Source organism: Xanthomonas sp. 3498, from assembly GCF_014199795.1.
GTDB classification, from domain to species: Bacteria; Pseudomonadota; Gammaproteobacteria; order Xanthomonadales; family Xanthomonadaceae; genus Xanthomonas_A; species Xanthomonas_A rydalmerensis.
In genome coordinates this window covers 309,621-331,329 of the sequence record NZ_JACHOH010000005.1, presented here as the reverse complement: position 1 = coordinate 331,329, position 21,709 = coordinate 309,621, and the positions used below count along the sequence as shown (strand labels likewise).

The following is a 21,709-nucleotide window of genomic DNA, read 5'->3' as shown; positions in this document are numbered from 1 at the left end:
CTGCCACATGACCGCCGAGTCGCCGCAGCTCTCGCCGATGAACCCGACCTTCCAGACCGACCAGAAAAAGATCCCGCCGGTCGGCTCCAAGGAATGGATGCGCTGGTTCCAGAACATTCCGGCCGGGCAGCCGTTCGACGCGGCGGCAAAGAGCACCGACTACAGCCTGCAGCTGGCCGGCGGCATCGCCAACTTCTACGAATGGAAATGCACCCAGGACGGCGTGTTCGTCCGCGGCGGCAACCTGTGCGAGCAGAGCAAGACGCCGCTGAAGCTGATGCAGTCCACCACGCCGCCGCCGACGGTGTATCCGGTCGAGCGCGGGCCGAGCAACCAGGACCAGGAATAAGCGCGGCAATGCCCTGCCTGCCGCGCACCGCCCACGGCGCCGGCAGGCAAGGCCTTCACCGGACGCGACAAAACTGGTGCCGATGGACCGGCGTCAGGCGCTCTGCTGCCTGCGCCACCAGGTCACCGCATCGATCAGGCCATAGGCCAGGAACGCCGCCAGCACCACCTGCACATTGAGGATCGGCAGCGAGCGCAGGGAGTCGTAGGCACTGTTGTGCACCAGGACTTCCACGGCCCGGCCCGTAGGCGAACCACGCCGGTCCAGCACTGGAACCGCGTCGCCACTGGACCGATCCTGCGTCTCGTACACGATCACCGCGTCCCGCTGGAGAAAGTGGTTGATGCCCTTGTACAGGAACATCGACGACGAATACGCATGGAAATTGACCATCACCAGCAACACGAAGGTGATGTAGACGATGGCGCGTCGCAGATGGTTCATGGTGGACTCCCTGGGCACCAACGCGGCGCCTGCGATCGGTGATCGCAGCAGCATGCAATAGCAGCACCAACAGAGCAACGCGGTGCGCTCATGGCGATGGCGTGCCGAGGGGCTGACCGCACGCGGCGGAGTGCGCACTGCGAGCGACCTCGTCCTGGCGCGTCACGCTCGTTCAGTCGATCTGCTGCCCGACCCACCAGGTCGTGCCCCCGGCGTCGCGGAAACCGCCGCGCCGGTCGGGATCGTCCTTCTGCATCGGCGCCTGCACCGCCGTGGCACCGGCGGCCAGCGCACGCTGGTAGGTCGCGTCGACGTCGTGCACATAGACGTGCACATGTGCCGGTACCGGCGGCCAACCGTCCACCGCATCGCAGAACATCAGCACGGTGTCGTCGATGCGCACCTCGCCATGGGCGAGCAGGCCGCCCTCGCCGGGAATCTGCCGCAACTTTTCGGCATCGAACACCGCGACCAGGAAATCGATGGTCCGCTGTGCACCGTCGACGATGAGATACGGCGAGACCGAGGTGTAGCGTTCTGGCTTGAACGACATGGAAGGCTCCTGAGATTGGCTATCGGACGGGGACCAATGCTTTCGGCGATGAAGCGTTTCATGCGATGGGCGGTGATATCAGGACGAAGCTGTACAGGCGCGTGCAGGCCCACTCACAACGCGCACGAACTCACCCGTGCCGCCAGGGTAAAGGGCACCGCGCCCAGGTCATCCAGGCCTTCGACGTCGAACGCGTACATGCCCTTGACCACGAGCGTCAGTTGCCCGTCGCGCGCGAGGTTGAAGGTCAGCGTCTCGACGTCGACGGGGTGGTGCGCGCCCGCCAGGTAGAGCGAGCCATCGATATAGCCGTCCTGCGGGTTGCGCGGGAAGTCGAAGCGCTTGCCGGCCAGGTCGCCGAGCCTGAGCGAGGGCAGCGCGATGCCGTCCAGGCGGATCGACGTGTCCACGATTTCGCCGGCATGCAGGAACGGGTGCAGCAGGATCTCCAGCGAGGCGGCATCCGGCAGGCCGGACAGGATCGCGTGGCGCGGCTTCAGGAGGCTGGGCGAGAACGTCGACATCGCAGTGCCGCCCTTCAGTGTTGCGTCACCGGCAACGCCACGTCCATCAGCGTGGCGTCGTCCGGATCCGGCGTGGCCTTGAAACCGAGTTGCTGGCACATCGCCAACATGGTGCGGTTCTCGCGCAGCACCTGGCCTTCGACCATCTTCAGGCCCAGCCAGCCGGCGTACTCGATCATGATCCGCATCAGCTGCCAGCCGATGCCGTGGCCCTTGAGGTCGGAGCGGATCAGGATGCCGTACTCGCCGCGGTCGTAATCGGCGTCGGCATGCAGGCGCACCGCGCCGAGCATGTCGCCGCTGCGCGGTTCGATCGCCACCAGCGCGATCGAGCGCGCATAGTCGAGCTGGGTCAGGCGCGCGATGAATTCGTGGCTGAAATGCTTGACCGCCTGGAAGAAGCGCAGGCGCAGGTCCTCGTCGGTGACGCGGGCGAAGAAGCTGCGGAACAGCGCGTCGTCCTCCGGCCGCACCGGGCGCACGAGCGCGGCGCTGCCGTCGTTGAGCACGATGCGCCGCTCCCACTCCTTGGGGTACGGGAAGATCGCGAAGCGCGGATGGCCGCGCCCCTTGTGCAGGCGCCGCGACGGCGCCACCGCCACCCGCGCGTCGACCGCGATCACGCCATCGCGGTCGGCCAGCAGCGGGTTGATGTCCAGTTCGCGGATCTCCGGCAGATCGGCGGCCAGTTGCGCCAGTTTCACCAGCACCATCGCCACCGCGCGTTCGTCGGCGGCGGGTACGTCGCGGTAGGCCTTGAGGATGCGGCTGACGCGGGTGCGGCCGATCAGTTCGTGGGCCAGGCGCAGGTCCAGCGGCGGCAGCGCCAGCGCCTTGTCGTCGATCACCTCCACCGCGGTGCCGCCGCGGCCGAACACGATCACCGGGCCGAAGGTGGGATCGTCGGCGATGCCGGCGATCAGCTCGCGCGCCTTCGGCCGCAGCAGCGAGGGCTGCACCAGCACGCCGTCGATGCGCGCCTCCGGACGCGCGGCACGCGCGCGGGCGAGGATGCCCTCGGCCGCATCGCGCACCGCCTCCACGCTCACCAGGTTCAGGCGCACGCCGTCCACGTCGGACTTGTGCGGAATATCAGCCGAATGGATCTTCACCGCCACCGCCGAGCCCTGCGCCAGCATCGGTGCGGCCACCTGCGCCGCGGCCTCGGCGTCGGCGGCGTGCGCCACCGCCGCGGTGGGAATGCCGTAGGCGGCCAGCAGCCGCGTGGTCGCCAGCGGGTCCAGCCAGGTCTGCCCGGCGGCCAGCGCGGCGTCGACGATGCCGCGCGCGGCCGCGGCGTCGAAGGCGAAATCGTCGGGCAGGCTCGGCGGCGTTTCCATCAGCGCCGCCTGCGCCTCGCGGTAGCGCACCAGGTGCATGAAGCCGCGCACCGCGTCGGCCTCGGTGGCGTAGGTGGGAATGCGCGCGGCATTGAGCGTGGCGGTGGCGCTCTCGTCGTTGCCCAGCCATACCGCGAACACCGGCTTGTCGCGGTGGTGGCGCGGGCGCTGGCCGAGGATGCGGGTCAGCGCCTGCGCCGCGTCGGCGGAGGAGGTGAACGCGGTCGGCACGTTGACCACCAGCACCGCGTCGTTCTCCGGATCGTCCAGCAGCGCGCCGGCGGCAGCGGCGTAGCGCTCGCCGTCGGCATCCACCACGATGTCCACCGGGTTGCTGTGCGACCACTCCTGCGGCAACGCCTGCTCCAGCCGCTGCTGGGTGGGCGCCGATAGCGCCGCCAGGGTGCCACCGAGATCGGACAGCGTATCCACCGCCAGGCGGCCGACGCCGCCGCCGTTGCTGAGGATGGCCAGGCGTCGCCCCGGGAAGGTACTGAGCCGGCCCAGCGTCTCCGCTGCGGCGAACAGTTCGTCCAGCGCGCGCACCCGCAGCAGGCCGGCGCGGGCGAACGCGGCGCCGTATACCGCATCGGAACTGGCCAGCGCCTGCACATGGGTGTCGGCGTTGGGATCGATGCGCAACTGCCGGCCCGACTTCACCACGACGACGGGTTTGGCGCGCGCGGCGGCACGCGCGGCGGACATGAACTTGCGCGCGTCGCGGATGTGTTCGACGTAGAGCAGGATCGCGCGGGTGCGGTAGTCGGTGGCGAAGTAGTCGAGCAGGTCGGCGAAGTCCACGTCCAGCGCGTCGCCCAGCGAGACCACCGCGGAGAAGCCGACCGCGCGCGCCACGCCCCATTCCACCAGCGCCGCGGCGATGGCACTGGATTCGGAGATCAGCGCCAGGTCGCCCGGCTGCGGGCAGTGCGCGGCGATGCTGGCGTTGAGCCGCGCATGCGGCGCGATCACGCCCAGGCAGTGCGGGCCGAGGATACGCAGGCCCTTGGCGCGCGCGGCGCTCTCCACCCGCGCCGCGGCCGATCCCGGTCCGCTGCCGAGCCCGGCGGTGAGGATGATCGCCGCGGCCACGCCGCGCCGCGCGGCGATCGACACGATGCGCGGCACCATCCGCGCCGGCGCGGTAATCACCACCAGGTCCGGCACCCACGGCAGGTCGGTGAGCCGGCGCACCGTGGGCACGCCGTCGATCTCGCGGTAGCGCGGACTGACCCAGCCGATCTGCCCGGGAAACCCGGCCGCGCGCAGGCTGCGCACCACCGCGCGCCCGGCGGAGCGCTCGCGCGGGCTGCCGCCGACGATGGCGACCGAGGCGGGGCGGAACACGGACTGCAGGTGATAGGTGCTCATGGCGGCGGCAGAGGCGAGCGAATGCGCTAACGGTACACGGCTGGCCGCGGCGCGGGGATGATCCGGGTCTTGCGGCGCACCGTACCGCGCGGTCGGCGATAGTGCGCACTGTCGCGATTCCGGCGTTCGCGCGTCGGAGCTGAAGCCCCTCCCACAAGGACTCCGGTCGGCCGCCCGGTGCTCATGGCTCGCGTGTGCTGCTGGATCAGGAGCGGCACCGCCGGCAGCAGACCTCCTTGGGGGGAGCGTTTCAGGACACCTCGAATCACGGTTTCTGCGGCGCATCGCGCTGTCTCGTAGGAGCGGCTTCAGCCGCGACGAGGCTCTACCGATAAGACACGGTCGCGGCTGAAGCCGCTCCTACGCGTGTGCCTCTCGTCCTTATTCGAGGCGCCCTTCAGTCGCGACGCGACCGAGCCACAGGCGAGGCGATCGCGCCAGCACAGCGCCCTGATCCAGGAGGCGACCTCCTCCTCCACGGAAAGGCCCCCAGCACCGCCGCCCATCCGTCCTCGACTGCTCGGCTTCGCCGAGCTCAGCAAACACGCGCCCACATGGCCCGGGTCAGCAGACGGTCGCATTGGCGGCCGCATAATGCGGCGATGGAGACGACTCGTGCATAGCGGCGGCCTGGAACTGGCGCTGGTGCTGCTGCTGGCCGCGGTGATCGCGGTGCCGGTGTTCAAGCGCCTGGGCCTGGGCGCGGTGCTGGCCTACCTGGCCGCGGGCGTGGTGCTGGGGCCGGACGGGCTGGGCTTCGTGCAGGACACCGAGCGCATCCTCAACGCGGCCGAAATCGGCGTGGTGATGCTGCTGTTCCTGATCGGCCTGGAGCTGTCGCCAGCGCGATTGAAGCTGATGCGGCATGCGGTGTTCGGCGCCGGCAGCGCCCAGGTCGCGCTGACCGCGCTGCCGCTGGGCGCGCTGGCGCTGTGCATGGGTCTGAACTGGAAGAGCGCGCTGGTGATCGGCCTGGCGCTGGCGCTGTCGTCCACGGCGGTGGGCCTGCAGCTGCTGGCCGAGCGCAAGGCGCTCAACAGCGACTACGGCAGGCTCGGCTTCGCCATCCTGCTGTTCCAGGACCTGATCGCGATCCCGCTGCTGGCGGCGGTGCCGCTGCTCGGCGGCGCCAAGAACGACACGCTGACCTGGTCGGAAGTGGGCCAGGCGCTGGGCGCGCTGGCGGTGGTGGTGCTGTGCGGACGCTTCGTGCTGCGCCACCTGTTCCGCACGGTGGCGCGCACGCGCATGCCCGAGGTGTTCACCGCCAGCGCGCTGCTGGTGGTGCTGGGCAATGCCTGGTTCCTGCAGAAGGCCGGGCTCAGCCCCAGCCTGGGGGCGTTCCTGGCCGGCGTGCTGCTGGCCGATTCGGAGTTCCGCCACGAACTGGAGGCACAGATCGAGCCGTTCCAGGGTCTGCTGCTGGGCGTGTTCTTCATCGCCGTGGGCATGGGCATCGACCTGGACCGCATCGTCGCCGAGCCGTGGCTGATCGCCGGGGCGGTGGCCACGCTGCTGCTGGTCAAGTTCGCGCTGCTGGCCGGTATCGCCCGCGTGCTGCGCCTGCCCTGGCGCAGCGCGCTGCTGCTGGGCAGCCTGCTGTGGCTGGGCGGCGAGTTCGCCTTCGTGGTGTTCACCGAGGCGCAGCGGGTGCGCCTGCTCGACGACGCCACCCACGACCGCCTGGTGGCTGTGGTCGGCGTGTCGATGGCGCTGACGCCGCTGCTGCTGATCGGCATGCAGCGCCTGCTCGGCGCCAGCGAGGCCGGCAAGGGCAAGCGTCCGCAGTTGCCGGCGGAGCAGTACGACACCGTGGATGCGCAGCGCGCGCAGGTGCTGATCGCCGGCATGGGCCGCTTCGGCCAGATCGTGGCGCGCCTGCTGACCGCGCAGCGCATCCCGTTCGTGGCGCTGGAACACAATCCGGATACGGTGGAGGACCTGCGCCGCTTCGGCAACAAGATCTACTACGGCGACCCCAGCCGCGCGGACCTGCTGCGCGCGGCCGGCAGCGACGGCATCCGCATCTTCGTGGTGGCGATGGACGACCCGGAGACCAACATCAAGACCACCCGACTGATCCGCCGGCTCTACCCCACCGCCAAGGTGCTGGCGCGCGCACGCAACCGCCAGCACGCGTGGCGGCTGATGGACCTGGGCGCCGAACCGTTCCGCGAAGTGTTCGCCTCCAGCCTGGAGCTGAGCGAGCAGGTGCTGCTCGGTCTCGGCCTGGACCCGGCGACCGCGCGCGACCGCATCGCCCGCTTCCGCGAGCACGACACGCAACTGCTGCGCGCCCAGCACCTGGTCTACGACGACGATGCCGCGTTGGTGCAGACCGCACGCGCGGCGCGCGCCGATCTGACCAAGCTGTTCGAGGCCGACGTCAACGATCCCACGGTGGGGCCGGCGGATGCGACCGGCGCGGAGCAACCGCGCGGTTGATGTTGGCGGTTTGGGCGTGACCAGGGCTGCAGGGTCTGCAGTGTTGCTGGCGTGCGATGCGGTGTGCGGTCGCGTCGCGGCCGATCACCGCGCACACGCCACCGCCGTGCGCGACCGGGTCGCGATGGGGAGACCGACCAATCGCCAAGCTGCACCCGGATTGCGACATGGTGCGGGCGTCATCCGGCATGGTCGCGTCGGGGCTGAAGCCCCTCCCACAATGACAGTCGAACGCGTCCGCGGCGGTGACGCTTTTGCTGGCGACAAAGGGACGCTAGGACCAGGCAGGGTGTGCCGGTTCGCCAAGGCCAATGCTCGGTAAGCGCGCTGTGTCCGCACGCCACCAATCCTTCCCTTGTGGGAGGGGCTTCAGCCCCGACTGCAGGCTCCAGCCGCCGTCGCTGTGCCGCTCCTGCTGAGATGGAGGCATCCCCGAGCACTGGCGCTCACGCCAGCGCCCGGGGCACCGCCTCAACGCTGGCGCGCCGGACGCTGCGCGGTGCTGCTGGCCGCGCGCTTGACGGCTTTTTTTGCAACTTTCTTCGCGACCTTCTTGGCCACCTTCTTCGGTGCCGGCGTCTTCGCCGGCGCCGAGGCGGCCTTGCTCCTGCTCGCCTTGCGCGGCGCGGCAGAGGCTGAGGCACTGGCCGGCTTGGCCGCGCTGCGCTTCGGCGCCGGCGTCACCGGCCGGGTTTCGGTGGTGGCGCCGGCCTCCGGCGGGCGACGCGGCGGCGGGCGGCGCCCGGCGGTCAGGGTGCGCCAGGTGTGGCCGCCGTTGAGCGCCAGCAGCGCATCGGCCGCAGCCGGGCCGGCGCTGCCGGCCGGGTACTGCGGGGTTTCGTCGGCCGAGGTCTGCCACGCGTCGAGGATGGGCTGCACGATGGTCCAGGCCGCCTCGACCATGGTCGCGTCCTGGAACAAGCCGGCCTCGCCGTGCATGCAGTCCTGCAGCAGGCGTTCGTAGCCCACCGTGTATTCCTTGGGGAACCAGTCGCGGTAGCGGAAATCCATGCGCACCGGCGCCAGGCTGACCCGCGCGCCCGGACGCTTGACGTCGAACTGCAGCGAGATGCCCTCGTCGGGCTGGATGTGCAGCACCAGCCAGTCGGGGCCATAGCCGCCGATCTCGGCGCTGCGCAGCGGCGCCAGTGGTGCCGGCTTGAAGCGGATCGCGATCTCGGTGGTGCGCTCGCGCAGGCGCTTGCCGGTGCGCAGGTAGAACGGCACGCCAGCCCAGCGCCAGGTATCGACCTGCAGCTTCATCGCCACGTAGGTCTCGGTATTGGAATCCGGCGGCACCGTGTCCTCCTCGCGGTAGCCGGGCACGGCGTTGCGGCCGATCGCGCCGGCGGCGTACTGGCCACGCACCACGTCGGCAGGACTCAGTGGCCGTACCGCCTCGATCACCTCGGCCCGCCTACGCAGCATCGCGGCGGGGGTGAACGCGGCCGGCGGTTCCATCGCGATCATCGCCAACAGTTGGAACAGGTGGTTGGGCACCATGTCGCGCAGGCAGCCGGTGGGATCGTAGAAACCGCCGCGGCCTTCCACGCCGATGGTCTCGGCCGCGGTGATCTGCACGTGGTCGATGCGGTCGCGGTTCCACACCGGCTCGAACAGGCCGTTGGCGAAGCGGAACGCGAGGATGTTCTGCACCGTTTCCTTGCCAAGGAAGTGATCGATGCGGAACACCTGGTCCTCGTCGAGTACGCGGCCGACGATGGCGTTGAGCTCGCGCGCGCTCTGCAGGTCGTGGCCGAACGGCTTCTCCACGATCACCCGGCGCCAGCCGCCGGTGGCGCTCTGCTTGACCAGCCCGGCCGCGCCCAGTTGCTCGATCACCGGGGCGAAGAAGCGCGCCGCGGTGGCCAGGTAGAACAGCACGTTGCCGCCGGTGCGGTACTGCGTACCGATCTTGTCCAGCAATGCGCCCAGCGAGCGGTAGGTGCCGGCATCGTTGAAGTCGCCGCGCAGGTAGTGCAGGCGCGAACGCAGCCAGCCCCATACCTCCTCGTCCAGGCCGTCGGCCTTGAACTCGGCGTCGCGGTCGGCCATCAGGCCGCGCATCGCATCGCCGAGCATGCGCCGCCACGCCACTTCGCTGACCGCACCGTGGTCCACGCCGATCACCGCGAACTCCTCGGGCAGCGCGCCGCTGTGGCGCAGGTTGTACAGCGCCGGCAGCACCAGGCGGCGGGTCAGATCGCCGCGGGCGCCGAACACCACGATCAGGCAGGGAGGAGTGGTCTGGGAAGCATCGCTCATGGATGGGTGTCCTGTTCGCCGATCAAGCCATGCAGGCGCAGCGCCGCGTGGACCAGCGCCACGTGCGAATAGCCCTGCGGGAAATTGCCGAGCATGCGGCCGCTGCGCGGGTCGTACTCCTCGGCCAGCAGGCCGACGTCGTTGCACAGGCCGAGCAAGCGTTCGAACAGCGCCTGCGCCTGCTCGCGGCGGCCGAGCAGCGCATAGTTCTCCACCAGCCAGAAACTGCAGGCGATGAAGGTGCCCTCGCCGGCCGGCAGGCCGTCGCCGCTGTCGTCATCGGCGCGGTAGCGTTCGACCAGGCCGTCGATGCTCAGGCGTTCGGCGATGGCGTCGGCGGTGGCGGCCACGCGCGGATCGTCCGGCGGCAGGAAGCCGACCAGCGGGATCAGCAGGGTGGCCGCGTCCAGGCGCTCGCTGCCGTAGCTCTGCACGAAATAGCCGTCGCGGTGCACGCCCTGCGCCAGCACCTGCGCATGGATCTCGTCGGCCAGCGCGCGCCAGTGCGCGCGTTGCGCGGCATCGGCGTCGGTGACGCCATCGCGCGCGCCGCAGTCGAAGGCCAGCCACGCCATCACCTTGGAATGCACGAAGTGCTGGCGCTTGTCGCGGATTTCCCAGATGCCTTCGTCCGGATCTCGCCAGCGCTCTTCCAGCACCTCCAGCAGTTGCCGCGCCAGCGAGCGGCCATGCACCGCCGAGGCCATGCCCTCGTGGTGACCGCGGTGGAACGCGGCGATCACCTCGCCATAGACGTCGAGCTGGAACTGGCCGACCGCGGCATTGCCCACACGCACCGGCGAGGCGCCTTCATAACCGGGCAGCCAATCCACCTCCCATTCGGACATGCGCCGCTCGCCGCCGATGCCGTACAGCGCCTGCAACTGGTCCGGCGACCCGGCCACGGTGCGCTGCAGCCAGCCATGGAAGGCGGCGGCTTCGTCGAAGTAGCCGGCCGCACGCAAGGCGGTCAGGGTGAACACCGCATCGCGCAGCCAGCAGAAACGGTAGTCCCAGTTGCGCTCGCCACCCAGGCGTTCGGGCAGCGAGGTAGTCGGCGCGGCGACGATCGCGCCGGTGGGCAGGTAGCTCAGGCCCTTCAGCACCACCAGCGAGCGCCGCACTGCCTCGGTCCACGGGCCGGCATCCAGGCAGCGGTGCGACCAGCCATGCCAGAACGCCTCGGTCTGCGCCAGCGCCTGTTCCGGTTCCAGCAACGGCGGCAGTTCCAGGTGCGAGGCGCCGTGGCTGAGCACGAACCAGGTGCTCTCGCCGGCCTCCAGCACGAACTCGGACTCGGTGGCGAAGCCATGGCCTTGCATGGTCTGTGGGCTGCGCAACGCGATCTGGTCCGGCCCGGCCACCGCCTGCAGGCCGCCGTCGATCTGCGAGACCCAGGGGATGGTGCGGCCGTAGTTGAAGCGCAACTGCAGCTGCATGCGCAGCGGCACCTTGCCATGCAGGCCGCGCACGATCCGCACCACGTGGTTGTGCGTCACCTCGTCGTGGCTGGCGACCATGAAGTCGAGCAGCGCCACCGCACCGGTGTCGGTCTCGAACCGCGTTTCCAACACCAGGCTGCCGTCGCGGTAGGCGCGGGTACTGGTGAAGGCGCCCTGTGGCGCGATCGCCCAACGGCCGTGGTCGGGTTCGCCGAGCAGGGCGGCGAACAGGGCATCGGAATCGAAGCGCGGCAGACACAGCCAGTCGATCGAGCCGCAACGGTCCACCAGGGCCGCGCTGCGGCAATTGCCGAGCATGGCGTAGTCTTCGATTCGCGAGGCCATCGTGGGCGCCGGGACGGGGGAGCGGCGAGTCTGCCAGCGCCGGTGTTTGCGTTGCGTAATCGCCGCGCGGTGCCGTTCAGGCGCGCGCAAGCGGCCGGCTGCCGCTACACTGCGCCTGCGCATGACTTCCGATCCCACTGCCGCCGCCCTGCGCACTCTGGTCCTGGAGGACGATCCGATATTGCGCGATCGCATCCTGGTACCGGGCCTGCGCCGCTTCGGCTTCGCCGCCGATGGCTGCGGCACCGGCGCGGAACTGCAGCAGCGGGTGCAGCGCGACGGCGCCGAGATCGTGGTGCTGGATGTCGGCCTGCCCGACACCGATGGCTTCACCCTGGCCGGCGCGCTGCGCCAGCAGTACCCGGACATCGGCATCGTCATGCTGACCAGCCTCGGCCAGACCGAGGACCGCATCCGCGGCCTGACCGGCGGCGCCGATGCCTACCTGTCCAAACCGGTGGAAATCGACCTGCTGGCCGCGACCCTGCACAGCCTGGCGCGGCGCGTGAGCGGGCGCCCGCCCACGGCGCCGGCGCGCGGGCGCTGGCAGGTGAGCGAAGACGGTTGGTGCCTGCTGTCGCCGGCCGGCGCCGCCGCCGCATTGACCGGCAGCGAACGCCGGTTGTGCCTGCGCCTGCTCGAGCAACCGGGGCTATTGGTGGCGCGCGAGGCATTGATCGCCGCCCTGACGGACCGCGTCTACGACTTCGACGCGCACCGCCTGGATTCGATGGTGCACCGCCTGCGCAGCAAGGTGCAGCGCCGCTGCGGCGAGCCGCTGCCGCTGGCGGCGGTGCACGGCAAGGGCTACATCTTCGATCCCGCCGGTTAGCGCGCGCCCTCGCTGGCGCGCGCCACGCTGCACGGGCAGTGGAGCCAGGCGCTACGCCGACGCCGCATCGGCATGCGGCAACACGATGCGGAAACGCGTGCCCACGCCCACCGTGCTGTCGACCTGGATGCGGCCGCCAGCGCGCACCACCAGGTCGCGTACCACCGCCAGGCCCAGTCCGGTGCCGCTGTCGGCAGGCTTGGTGCTGTAGAACGGCTCGAACACCTGCGCGGCCACCTCCGCCGGCATGCCGTGGCCGTCGTCGGCGACCTCGATGACGGTGGTGTCGTCCTCGCTGGACACAGCGATGTCGAAATGACCACGGTCGGCGATCGCATCGCGGCTGTTGGACGCCAGGTTCAACAGCATCAAATCAAACTGGCTGCGCTCGAAGCGGATCGGCGCCGGCGTCGCCGGTAGCGCACAGCGCAGCACGATCCGCGCTTCCAGCAACTGCCGCAGCATCGGCTGCAGGGCCTCCACCGCCACCGCCGCGTCGAAGCGTTCGACATGCTCGGCATCGCGGCGGCTGAAGCGCAGCAGCCGGCGCACGATGGTCATGCCACGCTCGGCCGATGTCTCCACCGCGGCCAGGCTGTCCTCCAGTTGCGCGATGCGCTGCGCGTCGCTGGCGAGGTCGTCGTCGTGGCGCGCGGCGGCGAAGCCGGACATCACCGCCAGGATGTTGTTGAAGTCGTGGGCCAGGCCGCTGGCCATGCGCTCGGTGATCTCGCGCTTCTGCGCGTGGATCAGCTGGGTCTGCGCGCGTTCGCGCTCCTGCATTTCCTGCTGCAGGCGCTGGCCGCGCGCGTTGGACTCGCGCAGGCTTTCGCGCAGCGCCTCGGTGGTGCGGTCCAGCAGCAGTGCCACCAGCAGGTAGCTGAACAGCACCGGCAGCACGTTGAAGAACGCCTGTGCGGGCGCATCGGCGAGTTCCAGCAGTGCGTCATGGCCGACGCCGACGCCAAGCATCAGCAGCAGGGCGGCGAACGTCACCCATAGCGCGCGGCGCCCGAGCACCAGGCCGGCCAGGATCAGCGCCAGGATCTGCGCCAGTTGGTCCGGCAGTTGTCGCTGGAACCCATTGATGGCGGCATTGACCAGCAGCGAGCCGAGCATCGCCCCAAGCAACAGCCGCACGCCGCCGCGCAAGGCGCCATGGCGCACGCGCACGAAGCCGATCGCCGCGCAGACGCCGATCAGCAGGCTCATGCCCAACGAGATCAGCATGCCCGGCGGCAGCGGCTGCCCGCGCAACTGCGGCCAGGCAAGCACCACCGCGACCGCGATCGTGGCGGGAATGGTCACCGCCAGGAACAACAGCAGCAGCTGGATCACCCGCGCATTACGCCGATCCACCTCGTCCAGCAGCGGCGCGCGGCCCAACCAGTTCCAGAACGCCTTCATGCCGCGGTGCCCAGCCCGTTCAGTGAGAATCCTGTGATGATCATGCGAGAACTTGCGGGTGACAAGCCGGTGACGGCGGGCCTAAGTTCGTATGACGGAGCGCGCCCGGGGACGACGGCGCGACATCCAGACCACTCCTGACCGATACGGAGGCGCACACGCGCCGCCGACGTCGCCTTCTGCCCTGCCGTTTCCCAGCCCGAGATCGCCATGAACGATTGTACTTCCCCCCTTGGCACCGCCGCCCGTCATCCGATTCCCCGCGCCTACAGCACCCTGGCCCTGGCCTGCGCGCTGTGCCTGACCTCGACGGCCATGGCGCAGACGCCCACCGCCGCGGCGACCGCGGCGGCCGGCACCGCCCAGCCCGCCACCACCACCGGCACCGACGCCACGGCCACCGACGCCAACGCGACCCCGACCGCGGACACCTACGACCCCAGCGTCTACTTCAAGGCCACCGGCAGCGCCAACAGCAATGCCGGCGCCGACGCCGAAGGCGACGAAGCGCTGGCCGCCGGCGAATCCGCTTCGGCGGTCGGCACCGGCGCCATGGCGCTGGGCGGCGGTGCGGTCGGCTATGCCGACCACGCACTGGCGGTGGGCCACAACAGCCTGGCCACCGAGATCTCCACCACCGCCGTCGGCGGCATGCTCGACGTGGACTACTCGTACCTGTCCGGCGGCGTGAAGATCCTGCAGCAGACCTCCGCCACCGGCATGGCCGCCACCGCGCTGGGCGCCGGCGCCCAGGCCAGCGGCAAGTTCAACGTGGCCGCCGGCGCCGGCGCGATCGCCAGCGACCGCTCCAGCGTCGCCGTCGGCGGCATCGTCGACGTGGGCGAAGACAGCTTGAGCAGTGAAGGCATGCAGTTGCAGGCCACCCAGGCCACCGGTCCGCTGTCCACCGCGCTGGGCGGCGGCGCGCTGGCCACCGCCTACAACGCGACCGCAGTCGGCGCACTGGCCGAGGCCAGCGCGAACCGCACCCTCGCCGTGGGCTCCACCGCGCTGGCCAACCAGTACGCCGCCGTGGCAGTGGGCGCGCAGAGCCAGGCCACCGCCGAGTGGGCGACCGCCTTCGGCAACGCTGCCCGCGCCTGGGGCACCCACAGCGTGGCCCTCGGCCCCAGCGCGTTCGCGCAGAACGACGACGCCACCGCGGTCGGGCCGGCCGCGTTAGCCCTCGGCACCGGCTCCACCGCGCTCGGCAACGGCTCCTGGGCCGGTGGCACCCGCAGCCTGGCGCTCGGCGCGGCGACGGTGTGGAACGGCAACTTCTTCCTCGATACGCCGGTGATGTTCTACGACAGCATCGCCATCGGCACCAAGGCCGACGTGTTCGGCGACCATTCGATCGCGATCGGCGCCGGTGCGCGCGTGGGCAACTCGCAGTTCGTCGACGGCAAGCTGACCATCACCAACAACAGCGTGGCGCTGGGCGCCGGGTCGATCACCGAACGCGACAACACCGTGTCCATCGGCACGGCGGGCGCCGAGCGCCAGCTCACCAATCTGGCTGCCGGCACCATGGACACCGATGCGGTCAACCTGGCGCAGCTGCGCAACGTCGCCGCCGCGTTCGGCGCCGGCAGCGTGGTCGATGCCAACGGCAACCTGATCGGCGGCAACTACCTGGTGCAGGGCAGCCACTACACCGACCTGGGTTCGGCGATGGGCGCGCTCGACACCGCCCTGACCGGCTTCGGCAACCGCCTCAACACCATCGGCGGGTCGGGCGGCATCAGCATCGGCGACGGCGGCGGGGCGGCCAGCGCCCCCAGCACCGGTGCCGGCACCAACGCCGTGGCCGTGGGCTCCGGGGCCACCGCCAACGGCAACAACGGCCTGGCGATGGGCGCGCAGGCCCTGGCCTACGGCCCCAACGACACCGCCATCGGCGGCAATGCCCAGGTCAATGCCGACGGCAGCACCGCGGTCGGCGCCAACGCCCGCGTCGCCGCGGTGGCGACCAATGCGGTGGCGGTCGGCGAGAGCGCCAGTGCCTCGGCCGCCTCGGCCACCGCGCTCGGCCAGGGCGCCTCGGCCAGTGCCGCCAACTCCGTGGCACTGGGCCAGGGCTCGGTCGCCGATCGCGCCAACACGGTGTCGGTGGGCAGCGCCGGCAACGAGCGTCAGGTCGCCAACGTCGCCGCCGGCAGCGCCGACACCGACGCGGTCAACGTGGCGCAGATGCGCGCCGGCAACAACGCCACCCTGAGCAGCGCCAACGCCTACACCAACACCCGCATCACCGCGCTGGACGACAGCTTCAACCAGCTGCGCACCGACACCGAGCATCGCCTGGACGGCATGGACCGGCGCATGGACAAGCTCGGCGCGATGAGCGCGGCGATGCTCAACATGGCGGTCAACGCCGCCGGCACGCAGAGCCCGCGCGGGCGCGTGTCGGTCGGTGCCGGCTTCCAGGGCGGGCAGCAGGCGCTGTCGGTCGGCTACGCCCGCAAGATCGGCGAGCGCGCCTCGTTCAGCCTGGGCGGCGCCTTCAGCAGCGGCGAGTCCTCGGCCGGCATCGGCGTGGGTATCGATCTGTGACGTACCGCGGCGCCGCGTGCGCCGCGGTTTTCTCCTTCTCTCCTCTCTCTTCCAGGATCCGCAGATGATGTCTTCCAACACCCTCGCCGCTGCCCTCGCCGCCATCCTGTTCGCCGGTGGCGCGCAGGCGGCCACTCCCACCATCCCCCTGGGCGGCGTGCAGGGCCCGGTGCCGCAATCGGCCAGCGCCAACGACCTGGGCCAGCGCTTCATCGTCAAGACCCGCGATGGCGGCACCCAGGCGCGCAGCATGCTCGCCACCACCCTGAGCAGCGCGGTGGCGCGCAGCGGCATGCAGCGCGCCCAGATCAGCAGCAATGGCCTGACCCTACGCAGCGCGGTCAGCGCCAAGGTGCTGCGTGACATGGCGGTACCGGGCTGGCACGTGGTGCAGACCTCGCGCCACCTCAGCGACAGCGAGCGCGCCGCCTTCATCAACGAACTCAAGGCCGACCCGTCGGTGGAATCGGTGCAGGTCGACCGCCTGTACCAGCGCCTGGACGAGGCCAGCGTGCGCGGACCGGCCGTCGCCGCGGCCGCCGCCTCCACCACCCCCAACGATCCGGCCTACGCCAAGCTGCAGTGGAACTTCAACAACGCGGTCGGCGGGGTCAACGCCGAGCAGGGCTGGACCCGCTCCACCGGCAAGGGCGTGGTGGTGGCGGTGGTCGACACCGGCGTGGTCAAGAACAACCCCGACCTGGCCGCCAACGTGCTGCCGGGCTACGACATGATCACCGACCATCGTGTCTCGCGCCGCGCCACCGATGGCCGCGCGCCCGGCGGCGACGACCTGGGCGACTGGGTGGAGGCCGACTACTGCGTCCCGCTGGGCGCCAGCGGCAATGCACCGGAAAACAGCTCCTGGCACGGCAGCCACGTCTCCGGCACCATCGCCCAGGTCACCAACAACAACCTGGCCACCGCCGGCCTGGCCTACGACGCCAAGATCCTGCCGGTGCGCGTGCTCGGTTCCTGCGGCGGCTTCGGCAGCGACATCGCCGACGGCATGCTGTGGGCCGCCGGCCTGCCGGTGGACGGCCTGCCGACCAACCCGAACCCGGCCGAAGTGATCAACATGAGCCTGGGCAGCAGCGGCCCGGACAGCTGCCCGCAGCTCTACCAGGACGCGATCGACAAGATCAACGCCAAGGGCACCATCATCGTGGTCGCCGCAGGCAACTCCAATGCCGATGCCGGCACCTACACCATGTCCTCGTGCAGCGGCGTCATCAGCGTCGGCGCCTCGCGCATCAACGGCGGCCGCGCCAGCTACTCCAACTACGGCACCCGCGTGGACCTCGCCGCGCCGGGCGGCGGCGGCGACGTCGACGGCAACCCCGGCGGCTACATCTTCCAGGTGATCAACGGCGGCACGCAGAGCCCGACCAGCGACTGGCAGATCGGCGGCATGGCCGGCACCTCGATGGCCTCCCCGCACGTGGCCGCGGCGGTGGCGCTGGTGCAGAGCATCGCCAAGACCCCGTTCACCTGGACCGGCATGCGCGAGCTGCTGCGCGCCAGTGCGCGGCCGTTCCCGGTCGCCATCGCCACCAATACCCCCATCGGCACCGGCATCCTGGACGTGGACATGCTGCTGCAGATGGTCACCAACCCGCCGTGCGATCCGTCGGACAGCAGCTGCGTGCCGCCGACCAAGACGATGACCAACAAGGTCGAGATGCGCGGCCTCAGCAGCCAGGGCGGCGACGCGCTGTACAGCTTCCAGGCCGCGGCCGGGAGCACGGTCAGCTTCATGACCTTCGGCGGCACCGGCAACGTGGCGATGTACGTGTCGGCCGGCAAGGTGCCGACCAGCAGCAGCGCCGACGCCCGCTCCACCCGCCCCGGCACCACCACCCAGACGGTCCGCCTCACCCCGTCCAGCGCCACGACCTACTACGTGCGTCTGAGCGGCAGCTACAGCGGCCTGACCGTGGTCGGCCGGCAGTAAGGCCCGATCGCGCGGCGGCGCCGTTCGCCGCCGCGCACCGTGCGCGGGAGGACATCCTCCCGCAGCGGTTCCGAAAGCAGCGACGTGCCCACCATGACGCAATTCGCCCGCCCTCCGGCGGGCATTTTTTTTGCTTGGTGGCGCACGCCGATGCCGCGCGATGCCGCAAGCCCCTCTCCCACCGGGAGAGGGGTTGGGGTGAGGGTGCGGCACAAGGCGCGGTGCAAGGGCGACACGAGGCGGCGCCCTACCCTCATCCGGCCCTCCGGGCCACCTTCTCCCGGTGGGAGAAGGAAGAGCGCTAGCGGCTTTCGCGCAGGAAGCGGGCCATCGACGACACCCCCGGTAGCGCCGGCTGGAACTGCCCGGCGACGTCGACGAAACCGCGCATCACCGCGATCTCGCGCGGGGTGCGATTCAAGGTATCGCGCAGTTCCGGATCGGCACCGGCGCGCAGCAGGCGCTGCACCAGCAGCGGCAGGCCGTGCAACGCGGCCAGGTGCAGCGGGCCGAAGCCGCGCGGATCCTGCACCTCCAGGCTGACCTCCTCGTCGAGCAGGCGCTCGACGCCGGCCAGCACCACCGGCTCCTCGCAGGCCGTGCCCGGCTCGGCGCGCGCGCCCAGCAGCAACAGCAGCGGCGTCACCCCGCCGGCGGAGCCGCGGTCGGCCTCGGCACCGGCCAGCAGCAAGGTGTCCAGCAGGGCCAGCAGGCGCGTCTTGTCGCGCGCGGTGAAGCCGTACAGCGCGGCGCAGTGCAGCGGCGCCAGTTGCTGGGCGTCGCCGGCATGCACGTCGGCGCCGGCGGCCAGCAGCCGCGCGGCGATGTCCGGCAAGCCCAGCGCGCAGGCCAGCATCAGCACGGTGACGCCGCCCGGCAGGCGGTGTTCGATCTGCGCGCCGGCCTGCAGCAGGGCGGCGACGATCTCGGTCTGGCGCATGCTCACCGCCGCCGACAGCGGCGTGGCGCCGCTGGCCGCAGCGTGCTGCAGATCGGCGCCGCGCGACAGCAGCAGCTTCACGGCCGCGGCATGGCCACCGCCGGCGGCACGCAGCAGCGCGGTGCAGCCCTGCGCGTCCACCGCATCCACCGGCAAACCCAGATCGATCAGCCGGCGGATCGCCTCGGCGTCGCCGACCATCGCCGCGGCCGGCACGTCGGCCTCGCGCAGCGGGCGCCGCGGCAGCGGCCAGGTGCGCCAGTCCAGCCAGTCGGCCAGGTCGCGGCGGCCACTGGCCAGGGCCACGCCGAGCGGGGTCTGGCCGTCGGCGGCGCGCGCATCCGGCGAGGCGCCCTGCTGGATCAGCAGTTTCAGCGAGGCCTCGCGGCCCAGCGCGGCGGCCAGGTGCAGCGCGGTCATGCCGTGGCTGTCGCGCGCCTCGCGGTCGGCGCCGCGTTCGAGCAACTGCAACTGCAGCCGCAGCCAGCCCAGCCGCACCGCCAGCGACAGCGGCGGGTCGCCGGCCGGCGACGGCGCGAACGGATCGGCGCCGCGCTCGAGCAGTTCCAGCGCGAACTGTTCCAGCGCGCGCGAGGCGTGATCGTGCTGGGCGCAGGCGGCGAGCAGCCGGGTCAGGCCGCCGCGGCCGGCCGGCGACACGCCGTGGCGCAGCATCGCCTGCAGGCTGGGCACCGCCTCCACGCCGCGCGAGAGCAGCGCGAACATCGGGGTGTCGCCGCAGGCATCGAGCACCTCCGGCTCGGCGCCGTGCGCCAGCAGCCAGTCCACCGCCTGCGCGTTCAACGCCAGCGGCGCATCGTGCAGCAGCGCGCCCAGTTCCTCGGCCGCACACAGCCGCGCCAGCGCGGCGAGGCCGTCGCGCGGCTGGCCCAGTTGCAGGCCCTCGCGCAGCAGTTCCAGCGGTGGCCGGTCGGGCAGGCCGGCCGGGCCGGTCTCGCCCTGGCCGTCGCTGACCGCGGCCGGCAGCGGGTAGTCCGGGTCCAGCGCGGAGACGATCGCCCAGCGCCCGGCCTCGGCGGCCAGGTCGACCGCGCGGCGGCCGCTCTGGTCCGGCTGCGCCGGCGCCACGCCCAGGTCGAGCAGGCGCCGGATCAGGCCGGTGGCGACGTGGTCGGCAGTGCAGGCCAGCAGGATCGCGTTGCGGCCGTCGCCATCGACCGCAGTGAGGTCGGGCTTGTGCGGCAACAGCCGTTCCAGCACCGCCACACGACCGTGGCGGGCGGCTTCCAGCCACGGCGTGCGGCCCAGCGCGTCGCGCGCTTCCAGGTTGGCGCCGGCACCAAGCAGGGCCTGCACGATCTCCACGTGGCCGGCCTGCGCGGCCTCGTGCAGCGCGCTGCGGCGCTGGCGGTCGCGCGCGTCCACCCGCGCCTTGTGCTTGAGCAGCAACTGCACGCCGGCCGGATCGTCTTCCTCGGTGCCGGCCGCGGCCAGCAGCACCGGGCTGGCCTCGGCCGGTTCGGGCTTGGCGCCGCGCTCGAGCAGGAACTTGGCCATGCGCCAGTTGCCGACCTGGCAGGCCACCGCCAGCGGGGTCAGGCCGTCGCGGTTGGCCGCGTCCAGTTCGGCGGCGGCGTCGCGCAGCAGCGCGGCCACGCCCGGATCGGAACTGCGCGCGGCGTGATGCAGGGGGGTGTTGCCGTCGCCGTCGCTGGCGCGCGGGTCGGCGCCGTTGGCGAGCAGGGTCATCACCGCCTCCGGGCGGCCATGCCAGCTGTCGCGGGTGGCGGCCAGCAGCGGCGTCATGCCCAGGTGCGGGCGATTGACGTCGACGCCGCGCACGATCAGTTCGCGCAGCAGGCGCAGGTCCGGCAGCACCGCGGCCAGTACCGGCAGGCTGCGCTGGTCGCGCCACTCGGCGGCGGGCAGCGCGTGCGGATCGGCACCGGCCTGCAGCAACTGCAGCGCGCGATCGACGCGGCCACCGCGGGCGGCGTCGTACAGCGCCGCATGCAGTTCGTCCTGCGCCGGCGGCGGCTCGTCCGCGCGCGGCGCGGCGGTGGCGCTGAGTTCGGCGAACAGGTCGGCGGAGGACACCGGCGGGGTCAGCGCCTGCGGCGGCGCCACCCGTTGCAGGCCGGCATGCAGCAGCGGCGACAGCAGCGCATAGGCCAGCGCCAGCGGCCAGCGCGCGGCCTCGGCGAGCAATCCCGGCCAGGCCAGCACCACGCCGAGCCCGGCCAGCACCAGCACCAGCGCGGCCACCGCCAGCCCGCGCCAGGCCTGCACGTCCTGCTGCGCCAGCGTGTGCCAGCGCGCGCCCAGCGGGCCGCCCTCGCTGTCGCTGCCGTGCCACAGCGGCCAGGTCCGCCACAGGCCGAGCAACGCGGCACTGGCGGCCACGCTCAGCGCCAGCGCCGCGGCCAGGCTGCCGCTGTCGTGCAGCGCCGCCAGCGGCCAGGCCACCAGCACCGCGACCAGCGCCATGCCGCCGGCCCACAGCACCAGCAGCGGCGCCGCCGCGCCGATCAGCTCGCGCGCCGCGCGCGGACGCGGCCGGCTGCCGCGGTGCCAGGACAGCGCCAGCGCGAACGCCGGCTGCGCCAGCCATGCGCCCAGCGCGGCGGCCAGCGGGCCGAATCCGGCGGCCAGCGCCAGCACCGCGCCGAGCGCGGCGGCGAGCATCGGCGCACGCGCGCGGAGAAAGGAGTCAGTCATCGTGTCGATCGGTGGTGCCGGGCAGTCGCGGCGGCAATTGCAGATGGAAGCCGCAGCCGGCGAGGTTGGCGCGCACCGCGGCCGGATCGGCGCGGGCCAGCGTGCGCTCGGCGGTCAAGGCCACCTCGAGCACGAACGCCAGCGGCTGCAGCGACGCCAGCAGGTCCGACGGCAGACGGCCGAAGTCGTCGCGGGCGGCGAGATACAGATAGGTGTCCGGCTTGCGTTGGCTTTTGTAGACGTAGGCTTGCATGCCCGTGGCG

The 21,709-nt window shown here is 71.5% G+C and carries 14 protein-coding genes; 5 read left to right on the top strand and 9 right to left on the bottom strand.

Features of this window, described 5'->3' with window-relative positions; all coding sequences use genetic code 11:
- Positions 1–7: 7 nt before the first annotated feature.
- A complete protein-coding gene (locus GGR66_RS21245) occupies positions 8–349 on the top strand; it encodes a hypothetical protein (protein ID WP_255421724.1) in 342 nt (113 codons plus the stop codon).
- A gap of 93 nt (positions 350–442) precedes the next feature.
- Here GGR66_RS21245 and GGR66_RS15995 read toward each other — a convergent pair whose 3' ends face one another.
- From GGR66_RS15995 to GGR66_RS15980, 4 genes are all read right to left on the bottom strand, one after another.
- Entirely contained in the window at positions 443–793 is a 351-nt protein-coding gene (locus GGR66_RS15995) for a hypothetical protein (protein ID WP_184448993.1), read from the bottom strand.
- 172 nt (positions 794–965) lie between these two features.
- Positions 966–1,346, bottom strand: a complete 381-nt coding sequence (locus GGR66_RS15990) for a VOC family protein (protein ID WP_184448991.1) — start codon at positions 1,344–1,346, stop codon at positions 966–968.
- Between the two features lie 113 nt (positions 1,347–1,459).
- Positions 1,460–1,870 carry a hypothetical protein gene (locus tag GGR66_RS15985; RefSeq protein WP_160968397.1) on the bottom strand — a complete coding sequence of 137 codons (411 nt, stop codon included), beginning with the start codon at positions 1,868–1,870 and terminating at the stop codon, positions 1,460–1,462.
- Between the two features lie 14 nt (positions 1,871–1,884).
- On the bottom strand, positions 1,885–4,581 hold the full coding sequence (locus tag GGR66_RS15980; RefSeq protein WP_184448989.1) for a bifunctional acetate--CoA ligase family protein/GNAT family N-acetyltransferase: 2,697 nt from the start codon (positions 4,579–4,581) through the stop codon (positions 1,885–1,887).
- A 615-nt stretch (positions 4,582–5,196) separates the two neighbouring features.
- Between GGR66_RS15980 and GGR66_RS15975 the strand changes: the two genes are divergently transcribed.
- Entirely contained in the window at positions 5,197–7,026 is a 1,830-nt protein-coding gene (locus GGR66_RS15975) for a monovalent cation:proton antiporter-2 (CPA2) family protein (protein ID WP_184448986.1), read from the top strand.
- 471 nt (positions 7,027–7,497) lie between these two features.
- Here GGR66_RS15975 and zwf read toward each other — a convergent pair whose 3' ends face one another.
- Together zwf and GGR66_RS15965 are read right to left on the bottom strand one after the other, a co-directional pair.
- Positions 7,498–9,291, bottom strand: coding sequence for a glucose-6-phosphate dehydrogenase (zwf, locus tag GGR66_RS15970; protein ID WP_184448984.1), 1,794 nt, complete (start codon positions 9,289–9,291; stop codon positions 7,498–7,500).
- On the bottom strand, positions 9,288–11,078 hold the full coding sequence (locus tag GGR66_RS15965; protein ID WP_184448982.1) for a glycoside hydrolase family 15 protein: 1,791 nt from the start codon (positions 11,076–11,078) through the stop codon (positions 9,288–9,290). Before GGR66_RS15965 ends, zwf begins: the two co-directional genes overlap by 4 nt.
- Before the next feature lie 121 nt (positions 11,079–11,199).
- Between GGR66_RS15965 and GGR66_RS15960 the strand changes: the two genes are divergently transcribed.
- Entirely contained in the window at positions 11,200–11,910 is a 711-nt protein-coding gene (locus tag GGR66_RS15960; RefSeq protein ID WP_184448980.1) for a response regulator transcription factor, read from the top strand.
- 51 nt (positions 11,911–11,961) lie between these two features.
- On the opposite strand, the gene GGR66_RS15955 is transcribed toward GGR66_RS15960, so the two are convergent.
- Positions 11,962–13,317, bottom strand: coding sequence for a HAMP domain-containing sensor histidine kinase (locus GGR66_RS15955; protein ID WP_184448978.1), 1,356 nt, complete (start codon positions 13,315–13,317; stop codon positions 11,962–11,964).
- 210 nt (positions 13,318–13,527) lie between these two features.
- On the opposite strand from GGR66_RS15955, the gene GGR66_RS15950 reads away from it, so the two are divergent.
- Complete coding sequence (locus tag GGR66_RS15950; RefSeq protein ID WP_184448976.1) at positions 13,528–15,873, top strand: YadA-like family protein; 2,346 nt, start codon at positions 13,528–13,530, stop codon at positions 15,871–15,873.
- A gap of 64 nt (positions 15,874–15,937) precedes the next feature.
- On the top strand, positions 15,938–17,827 hold the full coding sequence (locus tag GGR66_RS15945) for a S8 family peptidase (protein WP_184448974.1): 1,890 nt from the start codon (positions 15,938–15,940) through the stop codon (positions 17,825–17,827).
- A 301-nt stretch (positions 17,828–18,128) separates the two neighbouring features.
- On the opposite strand, the gene GGR66_RS15940 is transcribed toward GGR66_RS15945, so the two are convergent.
- Both GGR66_RS15940 and GGR66_RS15935 read right to left on the bottom strand, forming a co-directional pair.
- Complete coding sequence (locus GGR66_RS15940) at positions 18,129–21,446, bottom strand: ankyrin repeat domain-containing protein (RefSeq protein ID WP_184448972.1); 3,318 nt, start codon at positions 21,444–21,446, stop codon at positions 18,129–18,131.
- Positions 21,439–21,699 carry a YcgL domain-containing protein gene (locus tag GGR66_RS15935; RefSeq protein ID WP_160970521.1) on the bottom strand — a complete coding sequence of 87 codons (261 nt, stop codon included), beginning with the start codon at positions 21,697–21,699 and terminating at the stop codon, positions 21,439–21,441. Before GGR66_RS15935 ends, GGR66_RS15940 begins: the two co-directional genes overlap by 8 nt.
- Positions 21,700–21,709: the final 10 nt, after the last annotated feature.

Bases quoted from the DNA above. Each gene is read 5' to 3' on its own strand.
- GGR66_RS21245 (WP_255421724.1), top strand. From the start codon at position 8: ATGACCGCCGAGTCGCCGCAGCTCTCGCCGATGAACCCGACCTTCCAG.
- GGR66_RS15995 (WP_184448993.1), bottom strand. From the start codon at position 793: ATGAACCATCTGCGACGCGCCATCGTCTACATCACCTTCGTGTTGCTG.
- GGR66_RS15990 (WP_184448991.1), bottom strand. From the start codon at position 1,346: ATGTCGTTCAAGCCAGAACGCTACACCTCGGTCTCGCCGTATCTCATC.
- GGR66_RS15985 (WP_160968397.1), bottom strand. From the start codon at position 1,870: ATGTCGACGTTCTCGCCCAGCCTCCTGAAGCCGCGCCACGCGATCCTG.
- GGR66_RS15980 (WP_184448989.1), bottom strand. From the start codon at position 4,581: ATGAGCACCTATCACCTGCAGTCCGTGTTCCGCCCCGCCTCGGTCGCC.
- zwf (WP_184448984.1), bottom strand. From the start codon at position 9,291: ATGAGCGATGCTTCCCAGACCACTCCTCCCTGCCTGATCGTGGTGTTC.
- GGR66_RS15965 (WP_184448982.1), bottom strand. From the start codon at position 11,078: ATGGCCTCGCGAATCGAAGACTACGCCATGCTCGGCAATTGCCGCAGC.
- GGR66_RS15960 (WP_184448980.1), top strand. From the start codon at position 11,200: ATGACTTCCGATCCCACTGCCGCCGCCCTGCGCACTCTGGTCCTGGAG.
- GGR66_RS15955 (WP_184448978.1), bottom strand. From the start codon at position 13,317: ATGAAGGCGTTCTGGAACTGGTTGGGCCGCGCGCCGCTGCTGGACGAG.
- GGR66_RS15950 (WP_184448976.1), top strand. From the start codon at position 13,528: ATGAACGATTGTACTTCCCCCCTTGGCACCGCCGCCCGTCATCCGATT.
- GGR66_RS15945 (WP_184448974.1), top strand. From the start codon at position 15,938: ATGATGTCTTCCAACACCCTCGCCGCTGCCCTCGCCGCCATCCTGTTC.
- GGR66_RS15940 (WP_184448972.1), bottom strand. From the start codon at position 21,446: ATGACTGACTCCTTTCTCCGCGCGCGTGCGCCGATGCTCGCCGCCGCG.
- GGR66_RS15935 (WP_160970521.1), bottom strand. From the start codon at position 21,699: ATGCAAGCCTACGTCTACAAAAGCCAACGCAAGCCGGACACCTATCTG.